This window comes from Actinomadura pelletieri DSM 43383 (assembly GCF_003634705.1).
GTDB lineage: Bacteria > Actinomycetota > Actinomycetes > Streptosporangiales > Streptosporangiaceae > Spirillospora > Spirillospora pelletieri.
The window spans coordinates 78,300-93,980 of sequence record NZ_RBWU01000005.1; the positions used below are offsets into that span (position 1 = coordinate 78,300).

Genomic DNA, 15,681 nt, shown 5'->3' on the forward strand with positions numbered 1-15,681 from the left:
ACGGCGTGCCCGCCGTTCAGGTGGTGTGCTGCCGGATCAACGGACCCATCTGCTCCATCATGCTCCGGTGCACCGTCATCGGCGCGGCCGCGTTGACGGCCGCCCAGTTGTCGCGGACGTCCTCCGCCGAAAGCGTCTCCCGCCGCCCGTAGCCGGGGCCCTCCGCCACGAAGACCTTCGCGACGCGGCCGCCGCCGACGGTGTAGACCTCGCCGGACTCCCCGTTGGACTCGTGGACGAGGTAGGTCACGACCGGTGTGACCTGTTCGACGCCGAGCCGGTCGGCGAGGTCGGCGGGCAGCAGGTCCTCGGTCATGCGGGTCCAGGCGATCGGCGCGATGGCGTTGACCTTGATGTCGTACTTGGCGCCCTCGTGCGCCAGGGTCCGGGTGAGTCCGACCAGGCCCATCTTCGCGGCGGCGTAGTTGGCCTGGCCGAAGTTGCCGAACAGGCCCGCCGGGGACGAGGTGTTGACGATCCGTCCGTGACCGTTCTCGCGCAGGTGCGGCCAGGCGGCGCGGGAGACGAGGAACGAGCCGCGCAGGTGCACCGCCACGACCGCGTCGAACTCGTCCACGGTCATGTTCTTCACCGACCGGTCGCGCAGGATCCCCGCGTTGTTGATCACGATGTCGAGCCCGCCGAACGTCTCCAGCGCGGACCGGACGATCGACTCCGCGCCGTCCGGGGTCGCGACGTCGCCGGAGTTCGCGACGGCCTCGCCGCCGTTCTCGGCGATCTCGTCCACGACCTGTTGGGCGGGCCCGGCCGAGGTGCCGGCGCCCGACCGGTCGCCGCCGACGTCGTTGACGACGACCCGGGCGCCGCGCGCGGCGAGTTCCAGCGCGTGCCGCCTGCCGAGACCGTGGCCCGCGCCGGTCACGATCGCCACCCGGCCGTCGAATCGCAGTTCCGCCATCTCCGTCTCCTCCGTCCCGCCGGACGTCTCTCCGGCCGCGCCCCGGGCCGATCATCCAGGGTCCCCCAGTGGTACCACTCGACCGAATCCCGCTCGGCCATGCCCCCCTGTTCGCGATCCGCACTGGACGAGAAATCTTGCCCGCGTACGATGGGAGCTGTCAGAAAGTTGCATGGAAAGCCCCATTTCGCCCGCTGACCGGCGCAGTCTCCTCGCGAGGAGCAACGGAGGTCCCGCCCCATGAGCACTTTCGACGCGGTCGACCCGGGCCCCCGCCCGTACCGGGTCGTGCAGTGGGCGACGGGGGCGATGGGACGCTGTGTGATCAGGGGTGTTCTGGAACGGCCCGACATGGAGCTGGTCGGCGCCTGGGCGCACACCCCCGCCAAGGCGGGCGTCGACGCCGGGACCCTCGCCGGACGCGACCCCGTCGGCGTCGCCGCGACCGGCGACGTGCAGGACATCCTCGACCTCGACGCCGACTGCGTCGTCTACGCCCCGACCCCGGCCCTCGACCGGTACGCCGAACTGGACCTCATCTGCTCGCTGCTGGCCTCCGGCAAGAACCTCATCGCCACGAACGGCTACGTCTACCCGCAGGCGCACGGCCCGCTGTTCGCCGGCGAGCTGGAACAGGCGTGCAAGCGCGGCGGCGTCTCGGTGCACGGCAGCGGCGTCAGCAGCGGGTTCATGGCCGACGTCATGCCGCTGGTGCTGTCGCGGCTGTCCCGCGGCATCACCCATGTCTACGTGCGGGAGTGCACCGACTTCTCCCGGCACCCGTCCTGGCAGATGGTCCACCACCTGATCGGGTTCGGCAGGGACGAGGACGCCTACCTGCGGTCGCTGCGGCCCGTCCGCACCGCGATGTGGGCGCTGTTCACCGAGAGCCTGCACCTGATCGCGACCGGGCTCGGCGTCGATCTCGACGAGATCGACATGGACGTGGAGCACCGGCTCGCCCGCGCCGACCTCGCCATCGCCGCCGGACCGGTCCCGCGCGGCACCGTGGCCGCCACCCGCTGGACGTTCAGCGGCCTGGCCGCCGGCCGGCCCGTGATCACCATCGAGATCGTGCACCGCGCCGACGCGTCCCGGACGTCCGACGAGTGGGGCCGTCCCGGATACTCCCTGCGCGTGGACGGCCGCCCGTCCGTCACGCTGGCGGCCGACGAGAACTGGGTGTCCGACCCGATCGCCGCGGCGGCCGCCCACGTCCTGAACTCCGTCCCGGTCGTCTGCGCCGCCCCTCCCGGCATCCGCACCCACCTCGACCTGCCGGTGGTCTGCGGCCGCATGCGAGTCTGAGGGGAGAGCGAAGGGAGCGCGCCATGACGACACGAGAGATCGAGGACGGACGCTTCGTCCGGCAGCCGAACCGCTTCACCGGGCGGATCACCGCGGACGGGACCGGGGGCCTGCCCGCCGAACCCGGACGCTACCGGCTCTTCGTGTCCTACGCGTGCCCGTGGGCACAGCGCGGCATGATCGTGCGGCGGTTGCTGGGCCTGGAGGACGTGATCGGCCTCGCCGTCGTCGACCCGATCCGGGACGAGCGCGGCTGGCGGATCCCCGGCCGCGACCCCGTGACCGGCGTGGAGTTCCTCTCCGAGCTCTACCTGCGCACCGACCCGTCCTTCGTGGGCCGTTTCACCGTCCCGTGCGTCTGGGACACCGTCACGGAACGCCTGGTGACCAACGACTTCCCGGCCATCACCACGATGATGGAGACCGAGTTCACCGCCCACCACCGTCCCGGCGCGCCCGACCTGTACCCGCAGGCCCTCCGCCCCGAGATCGACGAGCTGAACCGCCGCGTCTACACGACCGTCAACAACGGCGTCTACAAGGCCGGGTTCGCCACCGCCCAGGACGCCTACGAAGAGGCCTTCGACGCCCTCTTCGCCGCCCTCGACGACCTCGAGGCACGCCTCGCGAACCGGCGTTACCTGTTCGGCGACGCGATCACCGAGGCCGACGTCCGCCTCTACACCACGCTCGCCCGTTTCGACGCCGTCTACTACACGCACTTCAAGTGCAACCTGCGCCGCCTCGTCGACTACCCGAACCTGTGGGACTACGCCCGCGACCTGTACTCGATCCCCGCGTTCGGCGAGACCACCGACTTCGACCACATCAAGCGCCACTACTACCTGACGCACCCCCACATCAACCCGTCGGGCATCGTCCCGAAGGGACCGTTCCTCGACTGGACGGCCCCCCATAACCGGGAACGTTGACTCCATCTCCTCGTTATGCTGACGGATCTCTAGCAACCCGATGAGAAGGAACGAACCCGACCATGCGCAGCCAGTTCTTCGGAAACCTTGATCAGGGCCAGCAGCTCCCCGGCCACTTCGCGCTCCAGAACTCCAAGATGCTCAGAGTCCACCTCAACGGGGAGGTCCTGGCCCGGCAGGGCTCCATGGTGGCGTTCCAGGGCCAGATGGAGTTCGACTACGAGGGTTCCGGCGGCATCGGCAAGTTCATGAAGAAGGCCCTCACCGGTGAGGGCGTCCCGCTGATGCGCGTCAAGGGCCAGGGCCTGCTCTTCTGCGCCAACGACGCCGACGACATCCACCTCTTCTACCTGGAGAACGAGGGCATCACCGTCAACGGCAAGAACATCCTCGGTTACGACGCGCACCTCCAGTCGGACATCCAGCGCGTCCAGGGCGCCGGAATCGCGGCGGGCGGCCTTTTCAACACCACCCTGACGGGCACCGGCTGGGTCGCGCTCACCACCCACGGCACACCCGTGATGCTCGACTGCGGCCGCGCCCCGACCTTCGCCGACGGCCAGTCCGCCGTCGCGTGGAGCACCAGCCTCCAGGTCGGCGTCAACCGCACCTTCAAGGCCGGCGCCCTCATCGGACGCGGCAGCGGCGAGGCCATGCAGCTCGCCTACCAGGGCCAGGGCTTCGTCCTCGTCCAGGCAAGCGAAGGCCCCACCGTCCCCCACCACACTCATTAAATGGCATTTCTCTCCTCCTTCGGGCGCGGAGCGCCCTCCATCGTCGAGAAACGCGGTGCGATCGCTGGCATCGCTTCGTCTCGCCTGGCGGCTCGCTGCGCGATCAGGTTCTCGCAGGCTCGAACCTGCCTTCGGACGCGATCGCAGTGGTTCAGGTTGTCGCGGGGTTGCGCAGGCAGGCTGAGGTCAGCTCGTACGGATGACTGAGGTGGTCGCGGCCGGGCAGCTGTGTCGCTTCGGCTCGTCTGGCGCCTCGCTGCGCGATCAGGTTTCTCGCAGGCTCGAAACCTGCCTTCGGACGCGATCGCAGCCGTTGGGGTCGGTTCGGGGTTGCTGTGCGGGTCCCGCTGGTGATTCCTGTCGAAGCCGAGGCCCCGGCTTCGACAGGTTCGGCCGGGGTGGGGCGGCGGGATAGGGGTTACCTTGCCCTACTGGCCTGGGAGGGGGTCGGAGGCGAGTAGCCTTGATTGGTCTTAGAAATTACCTGCGAGCTGCGGAAGAGGGCGATCTCCGCCGTGTCGACAGAGTCGTCGCAAACTAGTGCCGACCCCAAGATGACAGATTTCGGTGCCAACGAGTGGCTGGTCGACGAGCTGTACCAGAAGTACCTCGAAGACCCGAACTCGGTTGATGAGGCCTGGTGGAACTTCTTCGCGGACTACCAGCCGGACAGCCGGCCCACGTCCGTGACCCCCGCCTCCCCCCAGGCGCCGACCGAGGGCGCGGCCGGAAAGGCCGCGAACGGCACCGCGGCCGCTCCGCCGACACCGCAGCAGCCCGTGAAGCCTCCGGCCAGGCCCGCGGCGAAGCGTGAGCAGAAGGCGGAGCAGAAGCCCGCCCCGCCGCCCGTGCCCGAGGGCGCCGAGGAGGTCCGGTTGCGCGGGGTCGCCGCGCGGACGGCGTCCAACATGGAGGCCAGTCTGGGCGTGCCGACGGCGACGAGCGTGCGCGCCGTCCCGGCCAAGTTGCTGATCGACAACCGCATCGTGATCAACAACCATCTGAAGCGCGGGCGCGGTGGCAAGGTCTCGTTCACCCATCTGATCGGTTACGCGATCGTCAAGGCGCTCGCGGTGATGCCGGAGATGAACGCGGCGTTCACCGAGGTCGACGGCAAGCCCGTGCTGATCAGGCCGGAGCATGTGAACTTCGGGTTGGCGATCGACCTGCAGAAGAGCGACGGGTCCCGGCAGCTGGTCGTGCCGAGCATCAAGGCCGCCGAGACGCTCGACTTCCGCCAGTTCTGGGCCGCCTATGAGGAGATCGTTCGCAAGGCCCGCGGCGGCAAGCTCACGTTGGACGACTTCCAGGGCACGACGATCAGCCTGACGAACCCGGGCACGATCGGCACCGTCCATTCGGTGCCGCGGCTGATGCCGGGCCAGGGGACGATCATCGGTGTGGGCGCCATGGAGTACCCGGCGGAGTTCGCGGGCGCGTCCAGCGACACGCTGTCGCGCATGGGGATCAGCAAGGTCATGACGCTGACCTCCACCTACGACCACCGGATCATCCAGGGCGCGCAGTCCGGCGACTTCCTGCGCCGCATCCACGAGCTGCTGCTCGGCGCGGACGGCTTCTACGACGAGATCTTCGAGGCGCTGCGCATCCCGTACGAGCCGGTGCGCTGGGTGAAGGACATCTCCGCCACCCACGAGGACGACGTCGCGAAGGTCGCCCGCGTCCACGAGCTGATCCACGCCTACCGGGTCCGCGGCCATCTGATGGCCGACACCGACCCGCTGGAGTACAAGCAGCGCCGCCACCCCGACCTCGACATCCTCAAGCACGGCCTCACCCTGTGGGACCTGGAGCGCGAGTTCGCGACCGGCGGGTTCGGCGGCAAGCCGACGATGAAGCTGCGCGAGATCCTCGGCGTGCTGCGGATGGCGTACTGCCGGACGGTCGGCATCGAGTACATGCACATGCAGGACCCGGAGGAGCGCGCCTGGATCCAGGAGCGCGTGGAGGTCCCGCACGACAAGCCGTCCCGCGAGGAGCAGCTGCACGTGCTGCGGCGGCTGAACAGCGCGGAGGCGTTCGAGACGTTCCTGCAGACGAAGTTCGTCGGGCAGAAGCGCTTCTCGCTGGAGGGCGGCGAGTCCGTCATCCCGCTGCTGGACGCGGTGATCTCGGCGGCGGCGAAGGAGAGCCTGGACGAGGTCGTCATCGGGATGGCGCACCGGGGACGGCTGAACGTCCTCGCCAACATCGTCGGCAAGTCCTACGGGCAGATCTTCGGCGAGTTCGAGGGCAACCTCGACCCGCGCAGCGCGCAGGGCTCCGGTGACGTGAAGTACCACCTCGGCGCGTCCGGTGACTTCGTCGCCGACGACGGCTCCAAGATCCACTGCGAGCTGGTGGCGAACCCGTCGCATCTGGAGACGGTCGACCCGGTGCTGGAGGGCGTCGTCCGCGCCAAGCAGGACCTCCTCGACGTCGGTGAGGCCGGGTTCAGCGTGCTGCCGATCCTGGTCCACGGCGACGCGGCGTTCGCCGGGCAGGGCGTCGTGGCGGAGACGCTGAACCTGTCGCAGCTGCGCGGCTACCGCACCGGCGGCACCGTGCACGTGATCATCAACAACCAGGTGGGCTTCACGACCGCGCCGGAGTACTCGCGGTCCAGCGTCTACTCCACGGACGTCGCCCGGATGATCCAGGCGCCGATCTTCCATGTGAACGGCGACGACCCGGAGGCGTGCGCGCGGGTCGCGCTGCTGGCGTTCGAGTACCGGCAGACGTTCAAGAAGGACGTCGTCATCGACATGGTGTGCTACCGGCGGCGCGGGCACAACGAGGGCGAGAACCCCTCGTTCACGCAGCCGCTGATGTACGACCTGATCGACGCGAAGCGGTCGGTGCGCAAGCTGTACACCGAGGCGCTGATCGGCCGCGGCGACATCACCGTCGAGGAGGCCGAGCAGGCGCTCCGCGACTACCAGGAGCAGCTGGAGCGGGCGTTCACCGAGACCCGCGAGGCGGTGAAGAAGCCGCTGGAGCCGGGTTCGGTGGTGAAGCCGGACGTCGAGGAGAGCATCCCGATCGACCATGGCGGGGCGGGTTCGGCGATCCCGGCGGAGACCGTCAAGCGGATCATCGAGTCGCAGGTCAGCCTGCCGGAGGGCTTCACGCCGCATCCGCGGCTCCAGCCGATCCTGCAGCGCCGCGCGCAGATGATCGAGGACGACGCGATCGACTGGGCGACCGGGGAGCTGCTGGCGTTCGGTTCGCTGCTGATCGACGGTCATCCGGTGCGGCTCGTCGGGCAGGACACCCGGCGCGGGACGTTCGGCCAGCGGCACGCGGTGCTCGTCGACCGCAAGACGGGCGAGGAGTACACGCCGCTCAAGCAGTTCGGGCACGGGGTGTCGAAGTTCTACGTCCACGACTCGCTGCTCAGCGAGTACGCGGCGATGGGCTTCGAGTACGGCTACTCCATGACCCGCCCGGACGCGCTGGTCTGTTGGGAGGCGCAGTTCGGCGACTTCGCCAACGGCGCCCAGTCGATCGTGGACGAGTACATCTCGTCCGGTGAGCAGAAGTGGGGTCAGCACTCCAGCGTCGTGCTGCTGCTGCCGCACGGCTACGAGGGGCAGGGCCCCGACCACTCGTCCGCGCGGATCGAGCGTTACCTCCAGTTGTGCGCGCAGGACAACATGACGGTCGTGTACCCGACGACCCCGGCGAACTACTTCCATCTGCTGCGCTGGCAGGTGCTGTCGGGCCGGAAGAAGCCGCTGGTCGTGTTCACGCCGAAGTCGCTGCTGCGGCTGAAGGCGGCCACCTCGCCGGTGGCGCAGATCACCGGCGGCGCGTTCCAGCCGGTCATCGCGGACGCCGATCCGGCGATCGACCCGGCGAAGGTGCGGCGCGTGCTGCTCACCACCGGCAAGATCTACTACGAGGTGGCCAAGGCGCGGCAGGAGTCCGGCGCGACCGACACGGCGATCGTCCGGATCGAGCGGCTGTACCCGCCGCCGGTGGACGAGATCAGGGCGGAGCTGGCGAAGTACCCGTCGGACGTCGAGGTCGTGTGGGTGCAGGACGAGCCGGCGAACATGGGCGCCTGGCCGTTCATGGCGTTGAAGCTGCCGCACCACATCGAGGGGCTGCGGATGTCGCGGGTGTCACGCCCGGCGTCCTCGTCCCCGGCCGTGGGCTCGGCGAAGCTGCACCAGGCCGAGCAGGAGGCGTTGATCGCCCGCCTGTTCGGGCAGAAGTAGGTCCCTGGACGGTTGGATCCGAGGGCTCCGGTGCGCGACACCGGGGCCCTCGGCCGTCTTCGGCAGGGAATTTCGGCAGGAAAGAGAACCAGGCGATGTACTTCACCGACCGGGGCATCGAGGAGCTGACGGACCGGCGCGGCGCCGAGGAGGTCAGCCTGGCGTGGCTGGCCGAGCGGCTGCGCGAGTTCGTCGACCTGAACCCCGAGTTCGAGACGCCCGTCGAGCGGCTGGCCACCTGGCTGGCCCGGCTGGACGACGACGAGGACGACTGACCCCCTAACGCGATACATCTTGACTTTCGCTAAACGCGACATATCGTGTTTAGCGCAGCCGTTCAGGACGAAAGGGCAGATCGCGATGTCGCGCTGGACGATCGACGAACCCACCACCCTGGACTTCGACGGCGTGGTCGCGCTGCGGGCCACGCTGATCGCGGGGAACGTCTCCGTGCTCGCCTCCGACGAGCGGCCGGCCGTCATCATCGGCGCTGTCGAGGGCCCTCCCCTGCTGGTCACCCATGACGCGGGCATGCTGACGATCACCCACGAGAGGGTGTGGGAGGGCGTGCTGAGCTGGCTGCGCACCGAGCCGTGCAGCGCGACCGTCACGGTGACCGTCCCGCACGACTGCCCGGTCGGCCTGAACCTCGTGTCGGCGGACGCGGTCGTGACCGGCCTGACGTCCCGGACGTCGGTGAAGAGCGTCTCCGGCGACGTGACGCTCGACGGGGTGACGGGCGCGATCAACGCGAACACCGTCTCCGGCCGGATCGAGGCACAGGGTCTGGACGGCGCGGTCTCGTTCGTCTCGATCACCGGTGACCTGTCCCTGGCGGGCGGGACCGTCGACCGGCTGACGGCGCGGACGGTCGGTGGGCGCATCGCCGCCGACGCGGCCCTGTCCGGCGACGGCCTGGTCGAGGTCACCACCGTGTCCGGCGGGGTGGCGCTGCGGATCCCCGACTCCACCGACGCGCGGGTCGGCCTGAACTCGGCGGCCGGCAGGATCGAGACGACGTTCGTCGAACTCGACGAGCAGGAGAGCTTCGTCGCGCGCGGCCGGTCGGGGACGCTCGGGAACGGCTCGGCGCGCCTCACCGTCAACACGGTGTCCGGCTCGATCACCCTCATCGGGCGGGACGACGCCGCCCCCGACACCACCACCCCGCGAAGGGACAAGTGAGGATCACGTGAGCCCCGTTTTCGGCCACGGTCGCCTGCGGCTGTACCTGCTGAAGCTGCTGGAGGAGAGCCCGCGCCACGGGTACGAGGTGATCCGGCTTCTCCAGGACCGGTTTCTCGGGGTGTACTCGCCGTCCCCCGGCACGATCTACCCGCGGCTCGCGCGGCTGGAGTCGGACGGCCTGGTCACCCATGAGGTGATCAAGGGCAAGAAGGTGTACTCGCTGACCGACAAGGGCCGCGAGGAGCTGGAACGCCGGATGGACGAGCTGGCCGAGCTGGAGGAGGAGATCTCCGCGTCGGCGCAGGAGTTCGCCCGCGGCGTGCAGGAGGACGTCCGGCAGACCGTCCGGTCGCTGCGCGAGGAGCTGACCCAGGCCGCCCGGACGATGCGCGCCCAGGGCAAGGCGACGTCCAAGGACGCGTGGAAGGAGACCGGCGAGCGCCAGAAGGAAGAGTGGAAACGCCACAAGGAGTACTGGCGCGAGCAGCGGCAGGCGTGGAAGGAAGAGTGGCGGCGGAACTGGGAGGACGCCTGGAAGACGGCGACCGGCACCCGCGAGGACGTCGCCCGCCTCAAGCTGGAGCGGCTGCTCCGCACGTTCGTCGAGGACGTCCGCGAGGCCGCGACGTCGTCGGGACTGGACGACGACGGTCTCGCCGCCGCCCAGTCCCTTCTGGACGAGACCCGCGACCGGCTGCGGGCCGAGGTCTTCCACCGCACCGACCGGGACTGACTCCGGCCGCCCTCAGGGCGTGAAGACGATCTTGCCGAAGAGGTCGCCCTCGGCCATCGCGGCGAATCCCTCCCGGGCCCGGCTCAGCGGCAGCGTCCGGTCGATCAGCGGCCTGGTCCCCGTCTTGACGAGGAACCGCGCCAGCCGCTCCAGCTGGTCACGCGTGCCCATCGTGGAGCCGACCACCGACAGCTGGAGGAAGAACACCCGGTTCAGCTCCGCGGGGGGTACCGGCCCGCTGGTCGCGCCGGACACCACGATCCGGCCGCCGGGGCGCAGCGACTTCAGCGAGTGCGACCAGGTCGCCTGCCCGACGGTCTCGATGACGGCGTCCACGCGCTCGGGCAGCCGCGCGCCCGTCTCGAACGCCGCGTCCGCGCCGAGTTCCAGCGCCCGCCGGCGCTTGGCCTCGCTGCGGCTGGTGGCGTAGACGCGGAGCCCGGCCGCCGACGCCAGCGCGATCGCCGCGGTCGCGACCCCGCCGCCCGCGCCCTGCACCAGCACCGACGCCCCCGGCTCCAGTTCCGCCTTGGCGAACAGCATCCGGTACGCGGTCAGCCACGCCGTGGGCAGGCAGGCCGCCTCCTCGAACGACAGTCCGGCGGGCTTCGGGACGAGGTTGCGGCGCGGCACCGCGACCTTCTCCGCCAGCGTTCCGGGGTGGATCTCCGACAGCAGCGACCGCTTCGGGTCGAGGGTCTCGTCGCCGCCGCCCCGGTCCGGGTCGCCGATCACCGCGTGCACGATGACCTCGTTGCCGTCCTCGTCGACCCCGGCCGCGTCGCAGCCGAGGATCATCGGGAGCCGGTCGGCGGGCAGCCCGACCCCCTTGAGCGACCACAGGTCGTGATGGTTGAGGGCGGCCGCCCGCACCGTGACGGTCGTCCAGCCGTCCGGCACCTCGGGGTCGGGCCGCTCCCCGGTCGTCAGCCCGTCCAGCGGATTGTCTGCGTCGATCTGCGTAGCCGTGACAGCGAACATGGACGCACGATAGTCCTCCGTCCCATGTCCGAAATGGTCCGGCCCCCGGTCAGAGCACCTTGGACAGGAAATCCCGGGTGCGCTGGTGGCGCGGTTCGGTCAGGACGTCGCGGGGCGTGCCCTTCTCGACGACGACACCGCCGTCCATGAACACCAGCGAGTCGCCGACCTCACGCGCGAAGCCCATCTCGTGCGTCACCACGACCATGGTCATGCCGTCGAGCGCGAGCTGTTTCATGACCTCCAGGACCTCGCCGACCAGCTCGGGGTCCAGCGCCGAGGTCGGCTCGTCGAACAGCATCAGCGCGGGCTCCATCGCGAGCGCCCGCGCGATCGCGACCCGCTGCTGCTGCCCGCCGGACAGTTGCGCCGGGTGGCTGCCCGCCTTGTCGCCGAGGCCCACGCGCTCCAGCAGCGCCAGGGAACGCGACCTGACCTCCGCCTTCGGCTGCCGCTTCACCCGGTACGGCGCCTCCATGATGTTCTCCAGCGCCGTCATGTGCGGGAACAGGTTGAACCGCTGGAAGACCATGCCGATGTCACGGCGCTGCGCGGCCACCTCGCGATCGCGCAGTTCGTAGAGTTTGCCGCCCGACTCCCGGTAGCCGACCAGGTGGCCGTTCACCCAGAGCCGTCCCGCGTCGATCTTCTCCAGGTGGTTGATACAACGCAGGAACGTGGACTTGCCCGACCCGGACGGTCCGACGACGCACATCACCTCGCCGGCCTTGACCTCCAGATCGATGCCGCGAAGCACGTCGAGCCGTCCGAAGCTCTTGTGCACCGCCTCGGCCTTGACCATCAGACCGCCGGTCTCGTCCGCCGTGGTCATGCTCCGCCACCTCCCCCTGCGGCTCCGCCTCCGCTACCGAAGCCGAGGGCGCGCAGGGCCGTCCGCTTGTCCCTGGGCTGCTCTCCCGCGCCGCGGGCGAAGTGCCGCTCGATGAAGTACTGACCCGCCAGCAGGAAACTGGTCAGGATCAAGTACCACATGCAGGCCGCGACGAGCATCGGGAAGACGTTGAACGTCCGGGAGCCCACCGCCTGGAGTTGGAAGAACAGCTCGTTGGTGACCGGCACGAAGGCCACCAGCGAGGTGTCCTTCAGCATCGCGATGGTCTCGTTGCCGGTCGGCGGGATGATGACCCGCATCGCCTGCGGCAGGATGATCCGCCGCAGGGTCAGCGCCCGCGACATCCCGAGTGCGCCCGCGGCCTCCTCCTGGCCCGGGTCGACCGACAGGATCCCGGCCCGGACGATCTCCGCCATGTAGGCGGCCTCCGACAGCGCGAGCGCCAGCAGACCGGCCATGAAGCCGCTCAGCAGGGTGCGCGCGTCGACGGTGAACAGCGTCCCGTCGATGTCGACGCCCATCAGGTCACCGAGCGGGCCCGCGAACGGCACGCCGCCGATGTGGTACTTCGCGTACAGGATGCCCATGTTGCCGAACAGGATCGCGAGCACCAGCCGGGGAACGGCCCGGAAGAACCACGTGTAGAGCCAGGCGACACCGCTGAGGATGGGGTTGTCCGACAGCCGCATCACGGCGAGCACCACACCGAGGAGGACGCCGATCACCATCGCCAGCACGGTCAGCGCGATGGTGGTGTAGACCCCCTCGACGATGTTCGGCCGGAAGGCGTTGTCGATGATGAACGACCACTTGAAGTTCTCGTTCGTCACCAGCATGTTGACGAACATCGCGGCCAGGACGGCGATGACCACCACCGCCACCCAGCGGCCGGGGTGCCGGACCGGCACGGCCTTGATGGCCTCGGGCCGCGCCGGGTCCGGCGTGTCCTTGGAGAGATCGGTCATGGGTTACGGGTTCACGACCGAATCGTTGATCGCCCCGGCCTGGACGTTCCACTTCTCCAGGATCTTCTTGTAGGTGCCGTCGCCCTGAAGCGCCTTGGTCGCGCCCGCGATGGCCTTGGCGAACCGCGACTGCTCCTTGGCCACGACGAAGCCGTACGGGGCGGCCTCGTAGATGTCGCCGAGCAGTTCGAGCTGGCCGTTGGTCTTCTGCACCGCGTAGGCGATGATCGGCGAGTCGGCGAGCCCGGCGTCGTCCTTACCGGACACGACCGCCGCGGTCGCCTGGTCCTGCCCCTGGTACTGGTCGATGGTGATCGCGGGCTTCCCGGCGTCCGTGCACGCCTTCGACCGCTTCTGCACGTCCTCGACCTGGACGGTGGCCTTCTGCACGGCGACCTTCTTGCCGCACGCGTTGTCGGGCTGGATCCCCGCGGGGTTGCCCTTCTTGGTCGCCCACTGGGTGCCCGCGTTGAAGTAGCTCACCATGGTGACGGCCTGCTTGCGCTCGTCGTTGATGGTGAACGAGGAGACGCCCGCCTCGTACTTGCCGGACTGCACGCCCGGAATGATGTCGTCGAACTTGCTGGTGACCCATTCGGTCTTGAGACCGAGCTTGGCGGCCACCGCGTCGAACAGCTCGCGGTCCCAACCGACGACGGTCTTGCCGTCGGACTCCAGGAACTCGTTGGGAGCGTAGGACGAGTCCACGCCGATCACGATCTTGCCGTCCGACTTGATCGAGTCCGGGACCATGGCGACCAGTCCCTGGTCCACGCCGCCGGAGGCGGTGATCGACGGGCCCGCACCCGTGTCGTCCTTCTTCTCGCCGCAGGCCGACAGCGCGAGCGCGCCCGTCAGCACAAGCACGCTCGTCACGATCCCGTGACGGCGCAGAGAACCGGTGATCACTGGTCCCCCTTCAGGTGGTTGCGTCGGATCCGCGTAGATCCAAAGGTCAGGTGCACATCTTTCACCACAACTTCCTTGATCCGGATAAAGGGTGCGAAACAATAACGCAACGAGCGGGCCCCGGACCCGTGCACCAACCCCCCTTTACCCCACGGACGGCAACCGGACGGCTACAGGTCGGCAACGCTCGCGTGACTGTCACCACCACCCCGGCCCACGGGCCCGCGACGGCGGGTATGGCACAATCGGACAACGGGTGACCCCCGTTTGTCGCACGAGATGACCACCGGGTGACCGGCCACCACACCACTCCACCTCGGCGGCGTCCAAGAGAGCCATTTCTTCATGACAGGGGTCGCTGTGTCCGCTCAGCCCGTTTCCACCGATCCGTCCTCACTGGACGACGATCCGGCCTTTCCACTGCATCGCGGCGGAAAGCTGGAGATGCGCTCGACCATCCCCGTCCGAAACAAGGACGACCTTTCCCTGGCCTACACACCCGGCGTCGCCCGCGTGTGCACGGCGATCGCCGACCGCCCGGAACTGGCGTACGACTACACGTGGTCGTCGCGGGTCGTCGCCGTCGTCACCGACGGCACCGCCGTGCTCGGCCTCGGCGACATCGGCCCCGCCGCGTCCATGCCGGTGATGGAGGGCAAGTCCCTGCTGTTCAAGGAGTTCGCCGGGGTCGACTCCGTGCCGATCGCGCTGAGCTGCACGGGCGTCGACGAGATCGTCGACACGGTGGTCCGGATGGCGCCGAGCTTCGGCGGCATCAATCTGGAGGACATCAGCGCCCCCCGCTGCTTCGAGATCGAGGACCGGCTCCGCGCCGCGCTCGACATCCCCGTCTTCCACGACGACCAGCACGGCACCGCGATCGTGGTGCTCGCCGCCCTCACCAACGCGGCCCGCCTGGTCGGCCGCCCGCTCTCGGACCTGCGCGCGGTCGTCGCCGGCGCGGGCGCCTCGGGCATCGCGGTCTCCCGGATCCTCATCGAGGCGGGCATCGGCGACATCGCCCTCGCCGACAGCAAGGGCATCATCTACGAGGGACGCGACGGCCTGAACCTGCACAAGGAGCGGATCGCCGCCATCACCAACCGGTCGAAGCTGAAGGGCTCCACCGAGGAGGCGCTGCGCGGCGCGGACGTGTTCCTCGGCCTGTCCGGCAGCACCGTCCGGGAGTCGTGCATCGCCACGATGTCGGACGACGCGATCGTCTTCGCCCTCTCCAACCCCACCCCTGAGGTCCACCCGGAGGTGGCGCGCCGGCACGCCAGGGTGGTCGCCACGGGCCGCAGCGACTATCCCAACCAGATCAACAACGTGCTGGCGTTCCCCGGCATCTTCCGCGGCGCCCTGGACGTCCGCGCCCACTCGATCACCGAGGGCATGAAGCTCGCGGCGGCGACCGCCCTCGCCGACATCGTCGGCGAGGACCTGTCCGCCGACTACGTCATCCCCGGCCCCTTCGACGAGCGGGTGGCCCCCGCCGTCACCGAGGCCGTGGCCGAGCAGGCCCGCCGCGACGGCGTCGCCCGCGCGTGACGAGGGGCCAGTAGCGTCCGACGACCCGTCCGACGATGAGCGCGTCGGGAACGGCGCCGAAGTCCCAACTGTCCCGCCGTCCCGGCGCGCTCTGGTTGTCGCTCTCCAGCCACCACCCGTCCCCCGACCGGCGAACCGCCCGCTTGACGATGAGCACGTCCTCCCGCTCGGGATGCCGCGCCACGACAAGGTCACCGACCCCTGCCCGGACACCGGCACGCACGAGCAGCCAGTCCCCGGGCCGCAGCCCCGGCGCCATCGATTCGCCGGTGACCTCCACGGTCAGCAGCCGCCGACGCGCCCACACCAGGACGAGTACGGCCACACCGACCGACCAAACCGCCGGGTGCCGCATGGTCCTCCTCAACCGCCCGCATACATCGAC

General features: G+C 69.5%; 14 protein-coding genes. 8 read left to right on the forward strand and 6 right to left on the reverse strand.

Features of this window, described 5'->3' with window-relative positions; translation table 11 throughout:
* Positions 1-16: 16 nt before the first annotated feature.
* Positions 17-919, reverse strand: a complete 903-nt coding sequence (locus tag BZB76_RS22145; protein WP_121436353.1) for an SDR family oxidoreductase — start codon at positions 917-919, stop codon at positions 17-19.
* A 240-nt stretch (positions 920-1,159) separates the two neighbouring features.
* Between BZB76_RS22145 and BZB76_RS22150 the strand changes: the two genes are divergently transcribed.
* The 7 genes from BZB76_RS22150 to BZB76_RS22180 all read left to right on the forward strand — a co-directional run bounded on the left by BZB76_RS22150 (position 1,160) and on the right by BZB76_RS22180 (position 10,037).
* Positions 1,160-2,227 (forward strand): NAD(P)H-dependent amine dehydrogenase family protein, encoded by a 1,068-nt coding sequence (locus BZB76_RS22150; RefSeq protein ID WP_121436354.1) that lies wholly within the window; start codon positions 1,160-1,162, stop codon positions 2,225-2,227.
* A 23-nt stretch (positions 2,228-2,250) separates the two neighbouring features.
* Entirely contained in the window at positions 2,251-3,159 is a 909-nt protein-coding gene (locus tag BZB76_RS22155) for a glutathione S-transferase family protein (RefSeq protein ID WP_121436355.1), read from the forward strand.
* A 62-nt stretch (positions 3,160-3,221) separates the two neighbouring features.
* A complete protein-coding gene (locus tag BZB76_RS22160; RefSeq protein WP_117400356.1) occupies positions 3,222-3,893 on the forward strand; it encodes an AIM24 family protein in 672 nt (223 codons plus the stop codon).
* 554 nt (positions 3,894-4,447) lie between these two features.
* The gene (locus BZB76_RS22165) at positions 4,448-8,116 is read left to right on the forward strand and encodes a multifunctional oxoglutarate decarboxylase/oxoglutarate dehydrogenase thiamine pyrophosphate-binding subunit/dihydrolipoyllysine-residue succinyltransferase subunit (protein ID WP_420534808.1); all 3,669 of its coding nucleotides are present in this window, start codon (positions 4,448-4,450) and stop codon (positions 8,114-8,116) included.
* Positions 8,117-8,211: 95 nt separating this feature from the next.
* A complete protein-coding gene (locus tag BZB76_RS22170; RefSeq protein ID WP_121436357.1) occupies positions 8,212-8,391 on the forward strand; it encodes a DUF6104 family protein in 180 nt (59 codons plus the stop codon).
* An 85-nt stretch (positions 8,392-8,476) separates the two neighbouring features.
* The gene (locus BZB76_RS22175; protein WP_121436358.1) at positions 8,477-9,301 is read left to right on the forward strand and encodes a DUF4097 family beta strand repeat-containing protein; all 825 of its coding nucleotides are present in this window, start codon (positions 8,477-8,479) and stop codon (positions 9,299-9,301) included.
* Between the two features lie 7 nt (positions 9,302-9,308).
* Positions 9,309-10,037, forward strand: coding sequence for a PadR family transcriptional regulator (locus BZB76_RS22180; protein WP_121436359.1), 729 nt, complete (start codon positions 9,309-9,311; stop codon positions 10,035-10,037).
* A 12-nt stretch (positions 10,038-10,049) separates the two neighbouring features.
* Here BZB76_RS22180 and BZB76_RS22185 read toward each other — a convergent pair whose 3' ends face one another.
* Genes BZB76_RS22185 through BZB76_RS22200 form a run of 4 tightly spaced genes read right to left on the reverse strand, consistent with a single transcriptional unit; the run spans position 10,050 to position 13,745 of the window.
* Entirely contained in the window at positions 10,050-11,018 is a 969-nt protein-coding gene (locus BZB76_RS22185; RefSeq protein WP_121436360.1) for a zinc-binding dehydrogenase, read from the reverse strand.
* A gap of 49 nt (positions 11,019-11,067) precedes the next feature.
* Positions 11,068-11,850 (reverse strand): amino acid ABC transporter ATP-binding protein, encoded by a 783-nt coding sequence (locus BZB76_RS22190; protein WP_121436361.1) that lies wholly within the window; start codon positions 11,848-11,850, stop codon positions 11,068-11,070.
* On the reverse strand, positions 11,847-12,836 hold the full coding sequence (locus tag BZB76_RS22195) for an amino acid ABC transporter permease (RefSeq protein WP_121436362.1): 990 nt from the start codon (positions 12,834-12,836) through the stop codon (positions 11,847-11,849). Before BZB76_RS22195 ends, BZB76_RS22190 begins: the two co-directional genes overlap by 4 nt.
* Before the next feature lie 3 nt (positions 12,837-12,839).
* Complete coding sequence (locus BZB76_RS22200) at positions 12,840-13,745, reverse strand: ABC transporter substrate-binding protein (protein WP_121436363.1); 906 nt, start codon at positions 13,743-13,745, stop codon at positions 12,840-12,842.
* 345 nt (positions 13,746-14,090) lie between these two features.
* On the opposite strand from BZB76_RS22200, the gene BZB76_RS22205 reads away from it, so the two are divergent.
* Positions 14,091-15,296, forward strand: a complete 1,206-nt coding sequence (locus BZB76_RS22205; protein WP_121436364.1) for an NAD(P)-dependent malic enzyme — start codon at positions 14,091-14,093, stop codon at positions 15,294-15,296.
* On the opposite strand, the gene BZB76_RS22210 is transcribed toward BZB76_RS22205, so the two are convergent.
* Positions 15,244-15,651, reverse strand: coding sequence for a S24 family peptidase (locus tag BZB76_RS22210; protein ID WP_121436365.1), 408 nt, complete (start codon positions 15,649-15,651; stop codon positions 15,244-15,246). The genes BZB76_RS22205 and BZB76_RS22210 overlap by 53 nt on opposite strands.
* Between the last annotated feature and the right edge of the window lie 30 nt (positions 15,652-15,681).

Excerpts from the sequence above, each read along its gene's own strand:
- BZB76_RS22145 (WP_121436353.1), bottom strand. The coding sequence starts at position 919 with ATGGCGGAACTGCGATTCGACGGCCGGGTGGCGATCGTGACCGGCGCG.
- BZB76_RS22150 (WP_121436354.1), top strand. The coding sequence starts at position 1,160 with ATGAGCACTTTCGACGCGGTCGACCCGGGCCCCCGCCCGTACCGGGTC.
- BZB76_RS22155 (WP_121436355.1), top strand. The coding sequence starts at position 2,251 with ATGACGACACGAGAGATCGAGGACGGACGCTTCGTCCGGCAGCCGAAC.
- BZB76_RS22160 (WP_117400356.1), top strand. The coding sequence starts at position 3,222 with ATGCGCAGCCAGTTCTTCGGAAACCTTGATCAGGGCCAGCAGCTCCCC.
- BZB76_RS22165 (WP_420534808.1), top strand. The coding sequence starts at position 4,448 with ATGACAGATTTCGGTGCCAACGAGTGGCTGGTCGACGAGCTGTACCAG.
- BZB76_RS22170 (WP_121436357.1), top strand. The coding sequence starts at position 8,212 with ATGTACTTCACCGACCGGGGCATCGAGGAGCTGACGGACCGGCGCGGC.
- BZB76_RS22175 (WP_121436358.1), top strand. The coding sequence starts at position 8,477 with ATGTCGCGCTGGACGATCGACGAACCCACCACCCTGGACTTCGACGGC.
- BZB76_RS22185 (WP_121436360.1), bottom strand. The coding sequence starts at position 11,018 with ATGTTCGCTGTCACGGCTACGCAGATCGACGCAGACAATCCGCTGGAC.
- BZB76_RS22190 (WP_121436361.1), bottom strand. The coding sequence starts at position 11,850 with ATGACCACGGCGGACGAGACCGGCGGTCTGATGGTCAAGGCCGAGGCG.
- BZB76_RS22195 (WP_121436362.1), bottom strand. The coding sequence starts at position 12,836 with ATGACCGATCTCTCCAAGGACACGCCGGACCCGGCGCGGCCCGAGGCC.
- BZB76_RS22205 (WP_121436364.1), top strand. The coding sequence starts at position 14,091 with ATGACAGGGGTCGCTGTGTCCGCTCAGCCCGTTTCCACCGATCCGTCC.
- BZB76_RS22210 (WP_121436365.1), bottom strand. The coding sequence starts at position 15,651 with ATGCGGCACCCGGCGGTTTGGTCGGTCGGTGTGGCCGTACTCGTCCTG.